Annotated in this window: 14 protein-coding genes and 1 riboswitch; of the genes, 8 read left to right on the top strand and 6 right to left on the bottom strand. The window is 64.3% G+C overall.

Features of this window, described 5'->3' with window-relative positions:
- Positions 1–138: 138 nt before the first annotated feature.
- Positions 139–1,464 (bottom strand): xylose isomerase, encoded by a 1,326-nt coding sequence (gene xylA / locus EN862_RS27710; RefSeq protein ID WP_127866662.1) that lies wholly within the window; start codon positions 1,462–1,464, stop codon positions 139–141.
- A 112-nt stretch (positions 1,465–1,576) separates the two neighbouring features.
- Between xylA and EN862_RS27705 the strand changes: the two genes are divergently transcribed.
- Positions 1,577–1,939 carry a nuclear transport factor 2 family protein gene (locus EN862_RS27705; RefSeq protein ID WP_127866661.1) on the top strand — a complete coding sequence of 121 codons (363 nt, stop codon included), beginning with the start codon at positions 1,577–1,579 and terminating at the stop codon, positions 1,937–1,939.
- A 197-nt stretch (positions 1,940–2,136) separates the two neighbouring features.
- Here the strand turns inward: EN862_RS27705 and xylB are convergent, their stop codons facing one another.
- The 3 genes from xylB to EN862_RS27690 all read right to left on the bottom strand — a co-directional run bounded on the left by xylB (position 2,137) and on the right by EN862_RS27690 (position 5,736).
- Positions 2,137–3,591: a xylulokinase gene (gene xylB / locus EN862_RS27700; RefSeq protein ID WP_127866660.1), complete on the bottom strand. Its 1,455-nt coding sequence runs from the start codon at positions 3,589–3,591 to the stop codon at positions 2,137–2,139.
- An 82-nt stretch (positions 3,592–3,673) separates the two neighbouring features.
- Positions 3,674–4,996 carry a tetratricopeptide repeat protein gene (locus EN862_RS27695; protein WP_127866659.1) on the bottom strand — a complete coding sequence of 441 codons (1,323 nt, stop codon included), beginning with the start codon at positions 4,994–4,996 and terminating at the stop codon, positions 3,674–3,676.
- Between the two features lie 116 nt (positions 4,997–5,112).
- On the bottom strand, positions 5,113–5,736 hold the full coding sequence (locus EN862_RS27690) for a LysE family translocator (protein WP_127866658.1): 624 nt from the start codon (positions 5,734–5,736) through the stop codon (positions 5,113–5,115).
- A gap of 328 nt (positions 5,737–6,064) precedes the next feature.
- Here EN862_RS27690 and EN862_RS27685 point away from each other — a divergent pair, with 328 nt between their 5' ends.
- The 6 genes from EN862_RS27685 to EN862_RS27660 all read left to right on the top strand — a co-directional run bounded on the left by EN862_RS27685 (position 6,065) and on the right by EN862_RS27660 (position 12,003).
- A complete protein-coding gene (locus EN862_RS27685) occupies positions 6,065–6,733 on the top strand; it encodes a L,D-transpeptidase (RefSeq protein ID WP_245519714.1) in 669 nt (222 codons plus the stop codon).
- Positions 6,734–6,846: 113 nt separating this feature from the next.
- Positions 6,847–8,013, top strand: a complete 1,167-nt coding sequence (locus tag EN862_RS27680; protein ID WP_127866656.1) for a diphosphate--fructose-6-phosphate 1-phosphotransferase — start codon at positions 6,847–6,849, stop codon at positions 8,011–8,013.
- Positions 8,013–8,771 carry an MBL fold metallo-hydrolase gene (locus tag EN862_RS27675; protein WP_193771579.1) on the top strand — a complete coding sequence of 253 codons (759 nt, stop codon included), beginning with the start codon at positions 8,013–8,015 and terminating at the stop codon, positions 8,769–8,771. Before EN862_RS27680 ends, EN862_RS27675 begins: the two co-directional genes overlap by 1 nt.
- A 186-nt stretch (positions 8,772–8,957) precedes the next feature.
- Positions 8,958–10,505 carry a DegQ family serine endoprotease gene (locus EN862_RS27670; RefSeq protein ID WP_127866655.1) on the top strand — a complete coding sequence of 516 codons (1,548 nt, stop codon included), beginning with the start codon at positions 8,958–8,960 and terminating at the stop codon, positions 10,503–10,505.
- 122 nt (positions 10,506–10,627) lie between these two features.
- Positions 10,628–11,239, top strand: a complete 612-nt coding sequence (locus tag EN862_RS27665; protein ID WP_127866654.1) for a sulfite oxidase-like oxidoreductase — start codon at positions 10,628–10,630, stop codon at positions 11,237–11,239.
- Complete coding sequence (locus EN862_RS27660) at positions 11,236–12,003, top strand: ferredoxin reductase (RefSeq protein WP_281035864.1); 768 nt, start codon at positions 11,236–11,238, stop codon at positions 12,001–12,003. The genes EN862_RS27665 and EN862_RS27660 overlap by 4 nt, the downstream gene beginning before the upstream one ends.
- A gap of 57 nt (positions 12,004–12,060) precedes the next feature.
- Here EN862_RS27660 and EN862_RS27655 read toward each other — a convergent pair whose 3' ends face one another.
- The gene (locus tag EN862_RS27655) at positions 12,061–13,161 is read right to left on the bottom strand and encodes a hybrid-cluster NAD(P)-dependent oxidoreductase (RefSeq protein ID WP_127866653.1); all 1,101 of its coding nucleotides are present in this window, start codon (positions 13,159–13,161) and stop codon (positions 12,061–12,063) included.
- A 20-nt stretch (positions 13,162–13,181) separates the two neighbouring features.
- Complete coding sequence (locus EN862_RS27650; RefSeq protein WP_127866652.1) at positions 13,182–14,429, bottom strand: aromatic ring-hydroxylating dioxygenase subunit alpha; 1,248 nt, start codon at positions 14,427–14,429, stop codon at positions 13,182–13,184.
- A 107-nt stretch (positions 14,430–14,536) separates the two neighbouring features.
- A riboswitch (cobalamin riboswitch) is annotated at positions 14,537–14,739 on the bottom strand.
- A 480-nt stretch (positions 14,740–15,219) separates the two neighbouring features.
- Between EN862_RS27650 and EN862_RS27645 the strand changes: the two genes are divergently transcribed.
- Complete coding sequence (locus tag EN862_RS27645) at positions 15,220–15,426, top strand: DUF680 domain-containing protein (protein ID WP_127866651.1); 207 nt, start codon at positions 15,220–15,222, stop codon at positions 15,424–15,426.
- Positions 15,427–15,465: the final 39 nt, after the last annotated feature.

The following is a 15,465-nucleotide window of genomic DNA, read 5'->3' as shown; positions in this document are numbered from 1 at the left end:
AAGGCAAGAGCGGGGCGATTGAGGGGCAGCGGGGGGCAGAACCTTGTCCTTGTTCCCACCTCGCGCGCAAAGACGTTCCGGGCGGCGGTTTGGTTGTCCCGCCACCCGGAAACAATACGAATCGGCGTTTGTCCGCGGTCAGACGTAGCGGTTGACGATGTTTTCGAGCAGTTCCTGCCGGCCGGAGCGCGGCTGCGGCTCGATCTTCTTCTTCACCACGCGTTCGGCGATTTCTTCCAGCGTGCGCTTGCCCGAAAGCATGGCCTTGCCTTCGGCGCTGTTCCAGCCGGCATAGCGTTCGGCCAGCGGCCCGGACAGCGCCTTGTCCTCGATCATCTTCGCCGCCGCCTTCAGGCCGCGCGCGCAGGCATCCATGCCGCCGATATGGCCGATCAGGAGGTCATCCGGGTCGAGCGACTGGCGCCGGAGCTTGGCGTCGAAATTGGTGCCGCCGGTCTTGAAGCCGCCGCCCTGCAGCACCTGGTAATAGGCCAGCGCCATTTCCGGCACATTGTTGGGGAACTGGTCGGTATCCCAGCCGGACTGGTAGTCGTTGCGGTTCATGTCGATCGATCCGAAGACGCCCAGCGCATTGGCCAGAGCCAGCTCGTGCTCGAAGGAATGGCCGGCAAGGATCGCGTGGCCCTGCTCGATGTTGAGCTTGACCTCCTTCTCCAGCCCGAAGCGCTTGAGGAAGCCGTACACCGTGGCGACATCGTAGTCGTACTGGTGTTTTGTGGGCTCCTGCGGCTTCGGCTCGATCAGGATCGTGCCCTTGAAGCCTATTTTGTGCTTGTAATCGACGACGAGATTGAGGAAGCGGCCGGCCTGTTCCTGCTCGCGGGCGAGGTCGGTGTTGAGCAAGGTCTCATAGCCCTCGCGCCCGCCCCACAGCACGTAGTTCTCGCCCTTCAGCTTCTTGGTGACGTCGATGCATTTCTTCACCGTCGCCGCCGCATAGGCAAACACATCCGGATCGGGATTGGTGGCCGCGCCCGACATGAAGCGGCGATGCGAGAACAGGTTCGCCGTGCCCCAGAGCAGCTTGACGCCGGTCTTCTTCATTTTCTCGGCGAAATCGTCGGTGATCTCGTCGAGGCGCGCAGCGCTCTCGGAGAAATCCTTGCCTTCCGGGCGCACGTCCGCATCGTGGAAGCAGAAATAGGGCGCGCCGAGCAGCGAGAACATCTCGAAGGCGACGTCGGCCTTGAGCTTGGCCAGCTCCATCGTGTCGATGCCGCCCGGCTTGGCGAACCAGGGCCGGTCGAAGGTCTGGCCGCCGAACGGGTCGCCACCCGGCCATGCGAAGGAATGCCAATAGGCGACGGCGAAGCGCAGATGGTCTTCCAGCCGCTTGCCGGCGACCACCTCGTCCGGATTGTAGAACCGATAGGCCAGCGGATTGGTCGAATCCGGTCCCTCATATTTGATTTTCTTGATGTCGCCGAAAAATCCGCTGCTCATGGTTTCCTTCCTCTCCGGGTACATTCGCTCGATTACCTCAGGCGTAATTGGTTTCGGTCCTTTGCGGGGCCAAAAAGGTCATGTCGAAACGATCCAACGAAGGAGCATGACAATGACCGACCTCAACACGATCGCCCGCAACTACATCAGTGCCTGGAACGAGAGAGATGCGACCCGCCGCAAGGCGCTGCTCGAAGCGGCCTTCACCAGCGATGTCAGCTATCGCGACCCGGTCATGCAGGGCGACGGCCATGACGGCGTCGCGGCATTGATCGACGGTGTGCAGCAGCGCTTCGCCGGCTTCCGCTTCTCGCTGAAGGGTGAGCCGGACGGCTTTGGCGACCGCATACGTTTCTCGTGGAATCTCGGGCCGGAAGGCGCGGAGTCCGTCATCGAGGGCACCGATATCGGCGTCATCGAGAACGGCCGCCTGAAGAGCGTTACGGGATTTCTGGATAAGGTGCCGGCGCAGTGAGATTCTGCTGTCAGGTTGGGCGTGAGGCCCCCCTCTCTGGCCTGCCGGCCATCTCCCCCTCAAGGGGGGAGATTGATCGTCACGCGGACCTTCGCTAACCACCACCGCCGAAAGAAAAGAGCCAGCGCCCGAACTGCCAATCTCCCCCCTTGAGGGGGAGATGCCCGGCAGGGCAGAGAGGGGGGCCTCGCGCCTGCTCACGCAGTTACAGCCCTTATCGCCGGATAAAGTTCGCGATAGCGCTGATAAGCGTCTGCGAAGGCGCCGCCCAAGCCGATATCCGGCTCGATCGTCGCATCTGTCGCCGGCGCCGTGCACACACCCAGCGGATCAGCGTCCGTCGCGGCGATCAACCCCAGCCTTGCCGCACCAAACGCCGCGCCGAAATCGCCGTCGGCGGGAATATCGACCGGCACCTGCAGCGCGGTGGCGATCGCCTTCAGCCAGTAGCGCGAGCGCGAGCCGCCGCCGATCGCGGTGACCCGGCTCAATGTCGTGCCGGCCGTCTTCAGCGCTTCCAGGCTGTCTCGGAACGCAAAGGCAACGCCTTCGAGCACAGCCTGCGTCAGTACGGCCCGGCTCGACTCGTGTCCGAGCCCGGTGAAGGAGCCGCGAATGGCGGAATCATTATGCGGCGTCCGCTCCCCCGACAGATAGGGCAGGAAGGAGACGCCCGTCGGCGCCTTGAGCGCATCGCCGAGCTCGCGGGTGAGGTCGCCGGCGCCCTTTCCAGTGATCTCCGAAAGCCAGTTGAGCGAATCGGTGGCCGACAGGATGACGCCCATCTGGTGCCAGGTGGCGGGCAGCGCGTGGCAGAAGGTGTGCACCGCGCTTTCCGGATTGGGCAGATAGGAGGCGTTGGCCGCAAACAGCACGCCCGAGGTGCCAAGCGACACGAAAGCATGCCCGGCGCCGACCGTGCCCATGCCGCAGGCCGAGGCCGCATTGTCGCCGGCGCCGCCGGCAATCGGGATGCCCGCCGCGATGCCCCATTTAGACGCAAGCTCGCCGCGCAAGGCGCCGGCCTTGGCCGTGCCTTCGACCAGCGACGGCATATGCTTCTCGTCGAGCGATGTCGCCGCCAGCAGTTCGGGCGCCCAGCGCCGCTTGCCGACATCGAGCCAGGAGGTACCGGCCGAATCCGACATTTCCGAAATATGCTCGCCGGTCAGCCAGAGCCGCAGATAATCCTTGGGCAACAGCACCTTGGCTACCCTGGCAAAGATTGCCGGCTCGTTGTTCTTCACCCAGGCCAGCTTCGGCGCGGTGAAGCCAGGGAAAACGATGTTGCCTGTGAGCTTGCGGAAGCGCGGATCGGCATCGAGCGCCGCCGCCTCGACATGGCTGCGGGTGTCGTTCCACAGAATGCAGGGACGCAGCACTTTGTCCGAAGCATCGAGCAGGGTGGCGCCATGCATCTGGCCGGAAAGTCCGATGCCTTTGACCGCGGCGAGCTCCTTCGGGTGCGAGGCGTTGAGCTCGGCGATCGCCGCCTCGCAAGCCTCGATCCAATGCGCTGGATCCTGTTCCGACCAGCCGGGATGCGGCCGCGAGACCTCGAGCGAGCCATGGCCGGCGCCGATGACCTTCTGGCCGTCGTCGATCAGCAGCGCCTTGACGCCCGAAGTGCCCAGGTCGAGGCCGAGATACATGATTTCCTCCCAATGCCATTAATTTTTTCGGATCTCGAAAAAATCTGGCTTGGCCAGTTCTTAGGACAAGATCCGCCGCGGGTCAATTCTCAGACAAATCGGAAGCGCGCCGCGAGAACAGCGCCGACAACGGGCTGTCCGGCCGCGCCAGCTGCCGTTCGGCGGTCAACGCCCGCGCCAGTGCCGTATTGGCGGCGCGCAAAGAGGCTTCGATCAGCGTCAGGTCGATCACGTCGCGTTGCGCATGGCTGCCGCCGAAGCGGTGCGCGATCGAGCGGATCGGCCGGATCAGCCGCACGGCCTCATCGTAGCGGGCCTCGCCGACGGCCTTGATCGCAAGCGTCAGCGGGTGCCCGACATCGCGCGTGAACGCGGCATTGTCGTCGCTGCCCTGCATCGCCTCGCGCTGCGCCTCTAGCAGGCCTTCCGCCCGCGCTTCCTGTCCGGCGCCGACGAATGCCATCATCGCATGGGCGTCGTTGAAGGCATAATTGCCGCCGCCGGCCTTGTGCCAGTTGTCGGCCAGAGCCGTCCAGCGGCCGCCGACATCGACGCCGCCGAGATGCAGACGCCACAGGATTGCCGAAGCATCGACCATGTTGAGCGCCATCGTCGATGCCTCGCCATAAATCGGGCCGTCATAGAGCGCCAGCACCTCGGCGACCTCGCCGAGGTCGTAGTGGAACAGCGCCAGATGCCACCAATTGTGCACCTTGAGGAAGCTTTCCTTGGTCCAGGCGTCGGGATTGGCGCGCATCCAGGCAATGCCGTCTTTTTGCCGGCTCTGCATCTCCATGACGTGGGCGACGGCGTGCTGCGCCCAGCCGTCGCGCGGCTCGATCTCGACAGCCGTGCGGCCAAGCCGTTCGGCGCGGGCATAATCGCCCATCTCCTCGAGCCCGAAAGCCTGCATGCCGAGGACCGCATGATAGCCGGGCATGTCGCTTCGCCAGGCCGGCAGGGCGCGGCCGATGCGGTCGCGCAGCATGCGGGCATTGCCGGTGAAGAAATCAATCTGATGCCCGGTCAACAGCGCCACGAGATCGAGCGGATGGTCGATGGCGACATCCTCGAGGATGCGGGAGGCTTCATGCCAGCGCCCCCAGGCAAGATGGCCGAGGGCCGCGACATGCGCCCGCTCGCGCGCCGTGGCGGCGAGCGGCAAGGCCGCCTCGTGGCATGCCCTGGCCACGAGCGTTGCCTCGCGCTCGGTGGCGAGGCCGAAGAGGTAGCCCTTGAACACATGCGCCATGACGAAGCCGGGATCCTCGGCGATCGCGCGATCGGCGGATCCGACCGGATCGCCGATGAAGCATTGCAGCTCATGCACGGCGCGGGCGTAGGATGAAAACCCGGCTTCGGTCGCGCCCGAGTAAGTCAGGCCGAATGCATCCTTCAGCGCCATTCTGTGTCCTTCGACGATCGCGAATTTGCTGTTTGGAGCTCGATCCTAAAGCATCGCCATCCAAGCCGCCAACCCGTGGTCGATAGTGCCTCCGGCCTGCCGGGCTGTACGCCGCCTCAATTCCCCGAGCGCATCGCCGCCGTGGCGATGCCGGCACCGACCAGCAGCGTGCCGCCGGTGCGGTTGAAGATGCGGATCGCCTTCGGGTTGCGCACGATGGCGCGCGCCCTCGATGCGACCAGCGCGTAGCCGAAGGCATTGGCGAAGGCCAAGGTCAGGAAGGTCGTTTCGAAGATCAGCATCTGCGTCCAGAAGTCGGTATGCCGGTCGAGGAACTGCGGCAAGAAGGCGACGAAGAAGGTGATGCTCTTCGGGTTCAGCGCCGTCACCAGCCAGGCATGCGCCATCATCCGTGCCGCCGAGACCGCGTCTGTGCGCGGCTCGGCCTTCAGCGCGCCGCCGGCGCGGAACAGCTTTATGCCGAGATAGATCAGATAGCCGGCGCCGATCACTTTCAAGATGGTGAACACGGTGGCCGAAGCCGCGAGCAGCGCGCCGATGCCGAGCATCGACAGCGTCATGGCGGTGAAGTCGCCCAGCGCGACGCCCACCGCCATCGGCAGCGCGGTGCGCCAGCCCTGGCCTAGCGCATAGGAGACGACCAGCAGGATCGTCGGGCCTGGAATGACGAGAAGGATGGAAGAGGCGGCGGCGAAGGCAGCCCAGTTTTCGAAGGACATTTCCCTGCTCCTTGAGCGCAAAGAACAGGATAAATCCTGGGGTCGGCGGGAATGTAAAGAGGCTGCCGGAAAAATCTTCGGCGCCTGATCGGCGGGCCGATGAACCGCTGCAACCAGCCGTTAGGGTTAAGCCGGACTCCCGCGCTTTCACCCTTTTTCAACCATGAATGGTGAAAATGCCGTCATCCGGCCGGACCGTGCTTCCCGCCGGCAGCGTAGGGTTTGGTGTATGCGCGAGTTGCCGCAAAGTCTGACGCCGCCTTCCAACGGCGCAATCGATACCGAAATTCAGCTTTCCCGCCGCGCCCTGCTTTCGGGCGCCGGCGCCATGGCGCTGCTCGGCCTTGCCGGCTGCAGCACCACCGACACGCTCGACCTGCCGCAAATGCAGCTCGACAACACCGTCACCGGCTCCGTGCCGCCCATGCGCCCGGCGATCAGCGTCGACAAGAACATCACCGGGCCAGATGTGATGTATGCCTCGCTCACCGATGGCGGTTTCGAGGTGCCGGCGGTGCCGTGGCAGAAGGTCAAGCCGCAGTTCCGCCGCCAGATCGTCGTCGACAAGACAGGGGAGGCGCCCGGCACCATCGTCGTCCACCTGCAGGAACGCATGCTCTATCTTGTCCAGCCGGGCGGCGATGCCATCCGCTACGGCGTCGGCATCGGCAAGGACGGCTTCCGCTGGTCGGGCCGCGCCAACATTCAGTACGGCCGCGAATGGCCGGTCTGGACACCGCCGCCGGAAATGATCCAGCGCAAGCCGGAACTGGTGAAATGGCAGGGCGGACAGCCCGGCGGCCTCACCAATCCGTTGGGCGCCCGGGCGCTCTACATCTACCAGAACGGCAAGGACACCGGCTATCGCATCCACGGCTCGCCCGAATGGTGGAGCATCGGCCAGGCGATGTCCTCGGGTTGCGTGCGCCTGATCAACCAGGACATCATCGACCTCTACAGCCGCGTTTCCAAGAGGAACCCGGTCGTCGTCGTCTAATGTTTTTGAGGCGGCTATCCGGCCGCCGTTCCAACATACCGTTTCTTCCGTTGCGCGATGCCGCAAGACAGGCGAAGGTGCCCTGAAAACCTTCGCTTCGGGAGAGAACGAGCATGGCTGGAACCTTCGTCATCGCGCAGGGCGGCGGGCCCACCGCCGTCATCAACCAGACGGTCGTCGGCGCCACGCTGGAAATCCGCAAGCGCCATCCCGGCGCCAAGGTGCTTGGCTCGATCCATGGCGTGCGCGGCATCCGCGACGGCAATTATGTCGATCTCTCCGCCATCCCCGAGGACCGGCTGCGGCTGATTGCCGGCACGCCGAGCGCCGCCCTCGGCTCGACCCGCGACAAGCCGGACGCCGCCTATTGCGAAGTCATCCTTAACGGCCTGAAAAAGGCCGGCGCCGACGCCTTCATCTATATCGGCGGCAACGACACGTCGGGCACGCAGCAGATCCTGACCGATGCCGCCGGCGGCTCGATCGCCTTCGTGCATGCGCCGAAAACCATCGACAACGATCTCGAGGAGAACGACCACACGCCAGGCTTCATCTCGGCGGCCGAGTTCGTCGCCGGCGCCTTCCTCTCGGTTGATCTCGATTTTCGCGCGCTACCCGGCATCTATGTCGGCATCGTGATGGGCCGCCATGCCGGCTTCCTCACCGCCGCCGCGGCCGCCTGGCAGCTCGATCCCGACAGCGGTCCGCATCTGGTCTATGTGCCGGAGCGCGCCTTTTCGGCGAAGCGCTTCATTGATGAGGTGCGCGAAAAGCTGGATCGCCACAAGCGCTGCATCGTTGCCGTCTCGGAAGGCGTCAGCACCGCCGACGGCAAGGCGCTGGTCGAAAGCCTGGTGCCGCCGGAGAAACTCGAGCGCGACCAGCACGGCAACGTCAAATTGTCTGGCAGCGACCTGCCGGCGGCGCTGGAACGGGCTCTGGCCGAGGGCCTGCCGGGCAAGCGGGCGCGGGTCGATGCGCTGGGCTACATGCCGCGCGGCTATGTCGGTGCCATCAGCGCCGTCGACGCCAAGGAGGCCTTCGATGCCGGCGCCTTCGCGGTCGCTGTCGCCGGCGAAGGCGGCGGCTCGGTGGCGATCCAGTATGACGGGTCGAAGACAGTGTTGAAGAAGGTGCCGCTGAAGGCGGTGGCCGGCAAGACCCGCCATATGCCAGACGATTTCATGCAGCCGGACGCCAACCAGCTTTCGGAAGCCGGCATGGCCTATCTGAAGCGGCTGGTCCCGGAAAAATACAAGGTCGGGAAGCCGTTTGTCTGATGGGCGGTACGATGCCCGAGCTTGAGGTCGGCGACTGGTTCGGCAAGGCGAAAGTCGATGCCGCTACGACGATGCTGACCGAGCCCTTCGTGCATGATTTCGTGCGCGCCAACATCTGGCATTTGAAGGGCCGCGACGCGGACCTTCTGGTCGACACCGGCATGGGCATCCGCCCGCTGGCGCCTGAGATCGACACGCCGGCCGGCAAGCCGCTCATCGTCGTCGCCACGCACATCCATCTCGACCATGTCGGCTCGCTGCACGAATTCCCGCTGCGCATGGGGCCTAAGATGAGCGCGGGTGAGTTTGACGGCATGGATGATGCCGTCACTTACGCCTACATGTTCCACAATCTCGACGGCGCCGTCTCGAAACTGCCGGCGCCGGATTGGAAGGCGGCTGACTATCGCATTCCTTCCGCGCCGCTGACCCGCGCGCTCGATGAGGGCGACGAAGTCGATCTCGGCGACCGGAAATTCCGCGTGCTGCATCTGCCCGGACATTCGCCGGACTCCATCGGGCTCTTCGACGAGGCCGATGGCCTCTTCTTTGCCGGCGACGCCATCTATGACGGCATGCTTATCGACGATCTGCCGGATTCCGACCGCACGGCCTATTGCCGCACCATGCAGCGCCTGCTCGACCTGCCGATCCGCATCGGCCTGGGCGGTCACGGCCCGATCTTCGATGCCGCCCGCATGCGCGCAATGGCCTCGTCCTACCTGCGCCGGCGCGAGCGGTTCGTAAGCGGCCTCTGAATTAAATCTTTGTAAGGTCATCCAAAGGCCCTGAATCAGGCCATTCCGCATCCTAAATCTTGATTGTCGATCCGGCCGGCTGCCATGTGCGGCGAGGCAGGCATTGCCGGTCGCCGACACGTTGACGGGCGCTCCTCCTGAGGCGCCTGCGGCGCTGGATCAACCTCTCGCCCGGACAGAACGACCATGTCACCATCGAGCATTCTTCGCAGACATCGCGTCGCCGCCCTGCTGGGCGCCGCGCTGATCATTTCTCCCGTCGTCGTCTCCTTTGCCCAAAGCAATGCCGGCCTGAGCACCGTGGCCGCGACGACGCAGACGCCCGTCGCCGGCGTCACGGCCCCGAATGGCTCTTTCGCGCCGGTCATCGCCGTCACCAAGCCGGCGGTCGTCACCGTCACCTCGATCATGAAGGCGCAGCCACAGGCGGGTGATGACGGTTCGCCCCTTGGCGGCAATGTGCCATTCGACCAGTTCTTCCAGCAGTTCTTTGGCGACCAGGGCGGCATGCCGATGCCGCGGACGCCGCCGCAGCAGCAGGGGCAGCGCGCCGAGGCGCTCGGCTCCGGCTTCATCGTCGGCGCCGATGGCACCATCGTCACCAACAATCACGTCATCGACGGCGCAAGCTCGATCAAGGTGACGCTCGACGACGGCACCGAGCTTCCCGCCAAGCTGGTCGGCCACGACGCCAAGAACGATCTCGCGGTGCTCAAGATCAAGGCCGACAAGCCGCTGCCGACCGTCAAATGGGGCGATTCCAGCAGACTGATGACAGGCGACCAGGTGCTGGCGATCGGCAATCCGTTCGGCATTGGCACCACCGTCACCGCCGGCATCGTCTCGGCGCGCGGCCGCGACCTGCATAGCGGGCCGTTCGACGATTTCATCCAGATCGACGCGCCGATCAACCACGGCAATTCCGGCGGCCCGCTGGTCGACGTCAACGGCAATGTCATCGGCATCAATACCGCAATCTATTCGCCCAATGGCGGCAGCGTCGGCGTCGGCTTCGCTATCCCGTCGGACCAGGCGCAGAAGGTCGTGGCCAAGCTGATGAAGGGCGGCGACATCGAATACGGCTATCTCGGCGTGCAGATCCAGCCGGTCACACCGGATGTCGCCAGCGCCATCGGCCTCGACCATCCCGGCGGCGCGCTGGTTTCCCAGGTCACCGACGGGTCGCCGGCGGCCAAGGCCGGCATCGAGACCGGCGACGTCATCACCGGCTTCGGTGGCCAGGAGATCAAGGATCCCAAGGATCTGTCGCGCGCCGTGGCCGACGTGTCGCCCGGCGCCAAGGAAACCGTCAACATCTGGCGCAAGGGCAAGGCGATTCAGATCTCCGCCGATGTCGGCCGCAACGCCGAAGATCAGAAGACGGCGTCGAACGGCAATGACGGTCGCAGCCCGTCGGCCGAACAGGGCTTGCGCGTTCCCTCGCTCGGCCTCGGCCTGACCGACCTCACGCCCGATATCCGCGACCAGCTCAACCTTGCCGGCAACCAGCACGGGGCGGTGGTCGAGCGGGTCAATCCGGACAAGGCGGCTTCGGCGGCCGGCATCCAGCCGGGCGATGTCATCGTCGGTGTCGACCAGACGCCGGTAAGGACGGCCAGGCAGGCCAATCAGGCGATCGCCGAGGCCGGCAAATCCGGCAAGAAGTCGGTTCTCCTGCTGATCGATCGCGGCGACGCGCAGATCTTCGTCGCCGTGCCCTTCGCCGCCGGCTGAGAAAATCTCCGACGGAGCCTGCCGGCCTTGCCGGTGGGCTCCACCTCAAGATTTCTATTGCCCCGGAAGGCGTCTTCGAGAACACTCCCCGCATCGTTCCACCGGTGCAGGAAGGCGTCTCCATGGTCACGCGCGGTTTCTTTTCGGGACGGCGTCCTCCTTCCGACACCGACGCGCGCATTCCGCCGGGCCAGTATCTGGAGCAGGGTTTTCCCGTGCTCTCGGCCGGGCCGACACCGCGCGTGCGCACGGAGGATTGGTCTTTCACCCTCAAGCAGGGATCCAAGCCAATCAAGAAATGGAACTGGGCCGAGTTCAACGCCCTGCCGCAAAGCAAGATGACGCGCGACATCCATTGCGTGACGGCCTGGACAAAATTCAACACGCCGTGGCAGGGCGTCATGATCGACGACATCCTCGCCGACGCCGGTATCGAGCCGCCGACCGCCTACACGCTGGCGCTGTCCTTCGACGGCTATTCCACCAATGTGCCGACCAAGGATCTCGTCACCGGCAAGGCGATGGTGGCGCTGCTCTATGAAGGCAAGCCGATCACGCCGGATCATGGCGGGCCGGCGCGGCTATTGGTACCGCATCTCTATTTCTGGAAATCGGCCAAATGGGTGAACGGGCTGCAGTTCACCGAGCGCGATGAGCCGGGCTTCTGGGAGCTGCGCGGCTATCACATGTATGGCGACCCCTGGCGCGAGCAGCGCTATTCGAGCGATCCATGAGCTCGACCCGTGAGGGGCAATCCATGAGTGCCGAGCCGTCGCCGCAGTCGCCCTGGCAGGCAGCCACCATCACCCGCATCGAAAAGCGCACGCCGCGCGTCACCAGCTTCTGGTTCCAGCCGTCGCGGCCCTTCGCCCATCTGGCGGGCCAGCACGTCGACATCAGGCTGACGGCGCCGGACGGCTATCAGGCGCGCCGCTCATATTCCATCGCCTCGGCGCCGGAAGCCGGTGCCGCCGTCGAGCTGGCGATCGAGCGGCTCGACGACGGCGAGGTCTCGCCCTTCTTCCACGACGTGGCCGCCGTCGGCGACGAGATCGAGCTGCGCGGGCCGCTGGGTGGCCATTTCATCTGGGAGGACAGCGGGCCGATCCTTCTGGTCGGCGGCGGCTCCGGTGTCGTGCCGCTGATGGCGATGGTGCGCCATCGCACGCTGCGCAATATGGCGGTGCCGGTCGCGCTGGTGTTTTCGGCGCGGATCTGGGACGAGGTCATCTTCCGCGACGAACTGATCGGCTTGGACGACCGGCTTGACGGATTCAACCTTGTGCTGACGCTGACCCGTGAGCCGGCGAGGCGCCCCTCCGACTATTCCCGGCGCGTCGACGCCCGCATGATGGCGCAGGCCGTCGAGCGCCTCCCCAAGGCGCCGAGGCTCGCCTATGTCTGCGGCTCGAACGCGTTCGTCTCGGCCGCCGCCGACGCCTTGATCGGCGCCGGCGTTCCGGCGGAAATCATCCGCACCGAGCGCTACGGGGTTTAGAAGCATGATCCCTGCGAGGATGATCCCGCAGCGGTCCTCGCCTCGACCGGTAAGCCTTCAGGCCTCGACGTCCAGTGCCGACAGCGGCCTCGAACAGCAGGCCAGGATATAGCCGTCATCGATCTCGTGATCGAGAATGCCGCCATTGTGGCTCATCGAGACCTCGCCCGAGACCTTTTTCACCTTGCAGGTTCCGCAGAGACCGAATTCGCAGGCCGCCGGGATCCTGACGCCTGAAGCGCGCGCCGTCTGCAGCACGGTCTGTCCGGCGACGCATTCCGCATCGACATTTGAAAGCGAAAAACGGACCGGTGTCACCGCCTCGGCGGGCGGCTGGGCGTCCTCGCCGGCCGGCATCGCGAACGGCGCTGGGACTTCTTCCACGGCCGGCGCCGCGAAGCTCTCCTGATGGTAGCGGCTCATGTCGAAGCCGGCGGCCTCCAGCATCTGTCGGACGGCACGCATGAAAGGGTCGGGCCCGCAGCAGAAGATTTCCCGTTCGCGGAAATCAGGTGCCAGAAGCGGCAGCCGGATTGCGTCGATGCGGCCCATATGACCGAACCAGCCCTCGCGGCTCGACCGCTCCTCGATCATGAAGCCGAGCGACAGGCCGGGCATGCGGCTGCCGAGCAGTTCGAGCTCCTTGCGGAAGATGATCTCTTCCGGCCGGCGCGCGCAGTTGACGAAGCCGACATCGGTCCAGGGCGCGCAGTCGTTCAGCCAGCGCAGCATCGACATCATCGGCGTGACGCCGGATCCGGCCGAAATGAACAGATATTTGGCCGCCGGATGGCTGTGCAGCGAGAAATCGCCGGCCGGCCCGTAGGCCTTCACATGGACGCCGGGCTTCAGATTGTCGAACATCCAGCGCGTGCCGACGCTTCCGGCTTGCGCTTTCACCGTCACTGCGATCGAGAACGGCCGCGACGGCGAGGACGACAACGTGTAGGTGCGCATTAGCGGTCCGTCGGCCGTCGGCAATTCCAGCGTCACGAACTGCCCCGGCTTGTAGCGGAACCAGGTCTGATTGTCGGAGCGGAAGGTGAACGTCTTCACCTGCGGCGCCTCGTCGCTGACGCCGATCACTTCCAGCACTTGCAGCCTGTCGTTCCAGGGCGCCATCTCGTCGAGATGGCGATAGAGGCCGAGATCTGTCATCGCGTTCATCTCCTCGGCCTTTAGGCGACGCTGCGCAGTGCCGGGCGGCCGCCTTCGGCAAGGCGCGGACCGATGAAGGAGGCGTACCACTCGACGAACTGGATGACGCCGCCCTCATGCAGCTCGGAATAGGGACCGGGCTCGTAAGCCGGCGACAGGATGCCGAGCGCGTTTTCCTCGACGATGCGGCGGTCCTGATCGTTGGTCTCGGTCCAGACATGGGTGAGTTCGGCCAGATCGTAGTCGACGCCTTCCACCGCGTCCTTGTGGACCAGCCATTTCGTCGTCACCGCGGTCTCCGTGGCGCTGATCGGCAGCACACGGAAGGTGACGGCGTGATCGATGAGGATGTGATTCCATGTGGTCGGATAATGGTAATGCATCAAAGTGCCGATGCGGTCGGCGGCGACGCCGGCGGACAGGTTTTTCGTCACGGCGCGCTTGCCGCTCATCGTGTAGCTGACGGCGTCGCGCAGCAGCGGCGCGCGCGTGGCGCGGTATTGCCCGGCCGGATCGATCCGGAACCGGCTCGGCAGACCCGCCGCCTCGCATTTCGCCCAGTGCGCAAGCATTTCCGGGTCGCTGTCGGCGCCCTGCACACCTGTCACCGTTGGCGCTTCCGGAAAAGTCTTGCACAGTTCCGGATGGTTGCCGGCGCAGTGATAGCACTCGCGGTTGTTTTCCCAGACGAGCTTCCAGTTGCCCTTTTCGACGATCGTCGATTCGTACGCGACCTTTGCCTCGCTCAGCCGGTGCGGCAGGAGATAGGGTTCGATCATGGCGCGCATGGGCGCGAAGTCGGCAGGCTCCTTTGCCAGGCAGATGAAGATGTAGCCGCCGACGCTTTCGCAGGCCGCGGGCTTCAGGCCGAACTGGCCTTTGTCGAACCCTTCCGCCATCTGGCGCGCAAACAGCAACCGCCCGTCGAGCTCGTAAGTCCACTGATGGTAGGGACAAACCAGCTTGGCGGCGGTGCCCTTGTCGGTGTTGCACACGCGGCTGCCGCGATGCCGGCAGGAGTTGTGGAAAGCGTTGATCCTTCCCTTCTGGTCGCGGACCAGCACCACCGGATAGTCGCCGACCTGGACGGTGATATAGCTGCCTGGTTTCGGCAGTTCGCAATCATGGCCGATAAACAACCAGTCACGATACCAGATCAGCTCCATGTCGAGCTTGAAATAGTCGGGATCGGTGTAGAAGGGCTGCTCGAGCGAGTAGCCCGGCTTGCGGCTCTGTAGGAGCCTCAGCATGTCGTTGCGCGCATCCATGTCCTGTCCTCGCATCAAGGACTGAACTGGTGGTGATGGAGAAGAACGACTGCCACCGGCAGGGCCGGGCGCGCGCCGTCCGCCTCTTGACCGCCCACCGCGATCAGTCGAGTTAAAATGTCTCTGGCTGGTTTCCGGGCTTTGGAGTTGCCCTTGCGGGCGGTCGCAGCACCTTCCCAGGCCCATGGCCCAGTGGTCTCCCGTTGCGACTTCACTCCACCACCGTTGCGGGGGCAGCGCCGGATTTCGACCGGCTTCCCAATTCTCCGCCTCGTCGCGACAAAGCGGCACCTGAGATGCCCTGATCTAATCACGACCGCCGGTTTCCCGTCGGCATGAAAACGACATCGCATCCATGCGGCGCGACAATTGCGCCGTGTTCACCGTGCTGATTCCGTCCTTTTCTCCTTGCCCTCGGCTTTCGGGACGATGTTCGGGAGGGCCCTGAATGGTTAACAGTATCAAAAAGTGACTATTAGCAGATTCTAAAATCGAACCGAACGGTTCGTTTCTGTTGACGGTGCGTGCAGAACGCTGTGAACGTTGGCCGCCTGACACACTTGGTGAGCCAACTGCACAACTTATATAAACCGTTGATTCAATTAGATAAACATATGGTGATAGGCATGCTTATGAAAACTTCAAGATGCGCATTCATGGTCCAGGCGGAAAAACTTCGTGATTGGAATCCGGCGATCGACTTACCCAAATCAGCGCTGTCCGAACGACGCGATTTCATTCCCAAGACACGCCGCTAGACGGACGGAATAAAAATACTGGAGTAGCAAAAATGAAAAAGATTGTTCTCACTGCCGCCGCCCTTCTGGCCATTTCCGGCAGCGCCTTTGCTGGTAGCGATAATTACAACTCGCAGGCTGCCAATCCGCCGGCGGCGACAGTCGACTCTTCTTACACGGCCTCGGTCCGCAAGGCGGAGCCGGCCGAGCAGATTCAGGTCAAGACGGGCGCCGACCGCAACCTCTTCGGCAACAACTAACAGCCGACGTCGAACCGGCGGCCGCTTGCTCGTCGTCTC

The organism is Mesorhizobium sp. M2E.F.Ca.ET.219.01.1.1 (assembly GCF_004016445.2).
Classification (GTDB): Bacteria; Pseudomonadota; Alphaproteobacteria; order Rhizobiales; family Rhizobiaceae; genus Mesorhizobium.
The sequence above is the reverse complement of the archived record's forward strand: the minus strand, read 5'-3'. Positions and strand labels throughout refer to the sequence as shown.

Bases quoted from the DNA above. Each gene is read 5' to 3' on its own strand.
- xylA (WP_127866662.1), bottom strand. From the start codon at position 1,464: ATGAGCAGCGGATTTTTCGGCGACATCAAGAAAATCAAATATGAGGGA.
- EN862_RS27705 (WP_127866661.1), top strand. From the start codon at position 1,577: ATGACCGACCTCAACACGATCGCCCGCAACTACATCAGTGCCTGGAAC.
- xylB (WP_127866660.1), bottom strand. From the start codon at position 3,591: ATGTATCTCGGCCTCGACCTGGGCACTTCGGGCGTCAAGGCGCTGCTG.
- EN862_RS27695 (WP_127866659.1), bottom strand. From the start codon at position 4,996: ATGGCGCTGAAGGATGCATTCGGCCTGACTTACTCGGGCGCGACCGAA.
- EN862_RS27690 (WP_127866658.1), bottom strand. From the start codon at position 5,736: ATGTCCTTCGAAAACTGGGCTGCCTTCGCCGCCGCCTCTTCCATCCTT.
- EN862_RS27685 (WP_245519714.1), top strand. From the start codon at position 6,065: ATGGCGCTGCTCGGCCTTGCCGGCTGCAGCACCACCGACACGCTCGAC.
- EN862_RS27680 (WP_127866656.1), top strand. From the start codon at position 6,847: ATGGCTGGAACCTTCGTCATCGCGCAGGGCGGCGGGCCCACCGCCGTC.
- EN862_RS27675 (WP_193771579.1), top strand. From the start codon at position 8,013: ATGGGCGGTACGATGCCCGAGCTTGAGGTCGGCGACTGGTTCGGCAAG.
- EN862_RS27670 (WP_127866655.1), top strand. From the start codon at position 8,958: ATGTCACCATCGAGCATTCTTCGCAGACATCGCGTCGCCGCCCTGCTG.
- EN862_RS27665 (WP_127866654.1), top strand. From the start codon at position 10,628: ATGGTCACGCGCGGTTTCTTTTCGGGACGGCGTCCTCCTTCCGACACC.
- EN862_RS27660 (WP_281035864.1), top strand. From the start codon at position 11,236: ATGAGCTCGACCCGTGAGGGGCAATCCATGAGTGCCGAGCCGTCGCCG.
- EN862_RS27655 (WP_127866653.1), bottom strand. From the start codon at position 13,161: ATGACAGATCTCGGCCTCTATCGCCATCTCGACGAGATGGCGCCCTGG.
- EN862_RS27650 (WP_127866652.1), bottom strand. From the start codon at position 14,429: ATGGATGCGCGCAACGACATGCTGAGGCTCCTACAGAGCCGCAAGCCG.
- EN862_RS27645 (WP_127866651.1), top strand. From the start codon at position 15,220: ATGAAAAAGATTGTTCTCACTGCCGCCGCCCTTCTGGCCATTTCCGGC.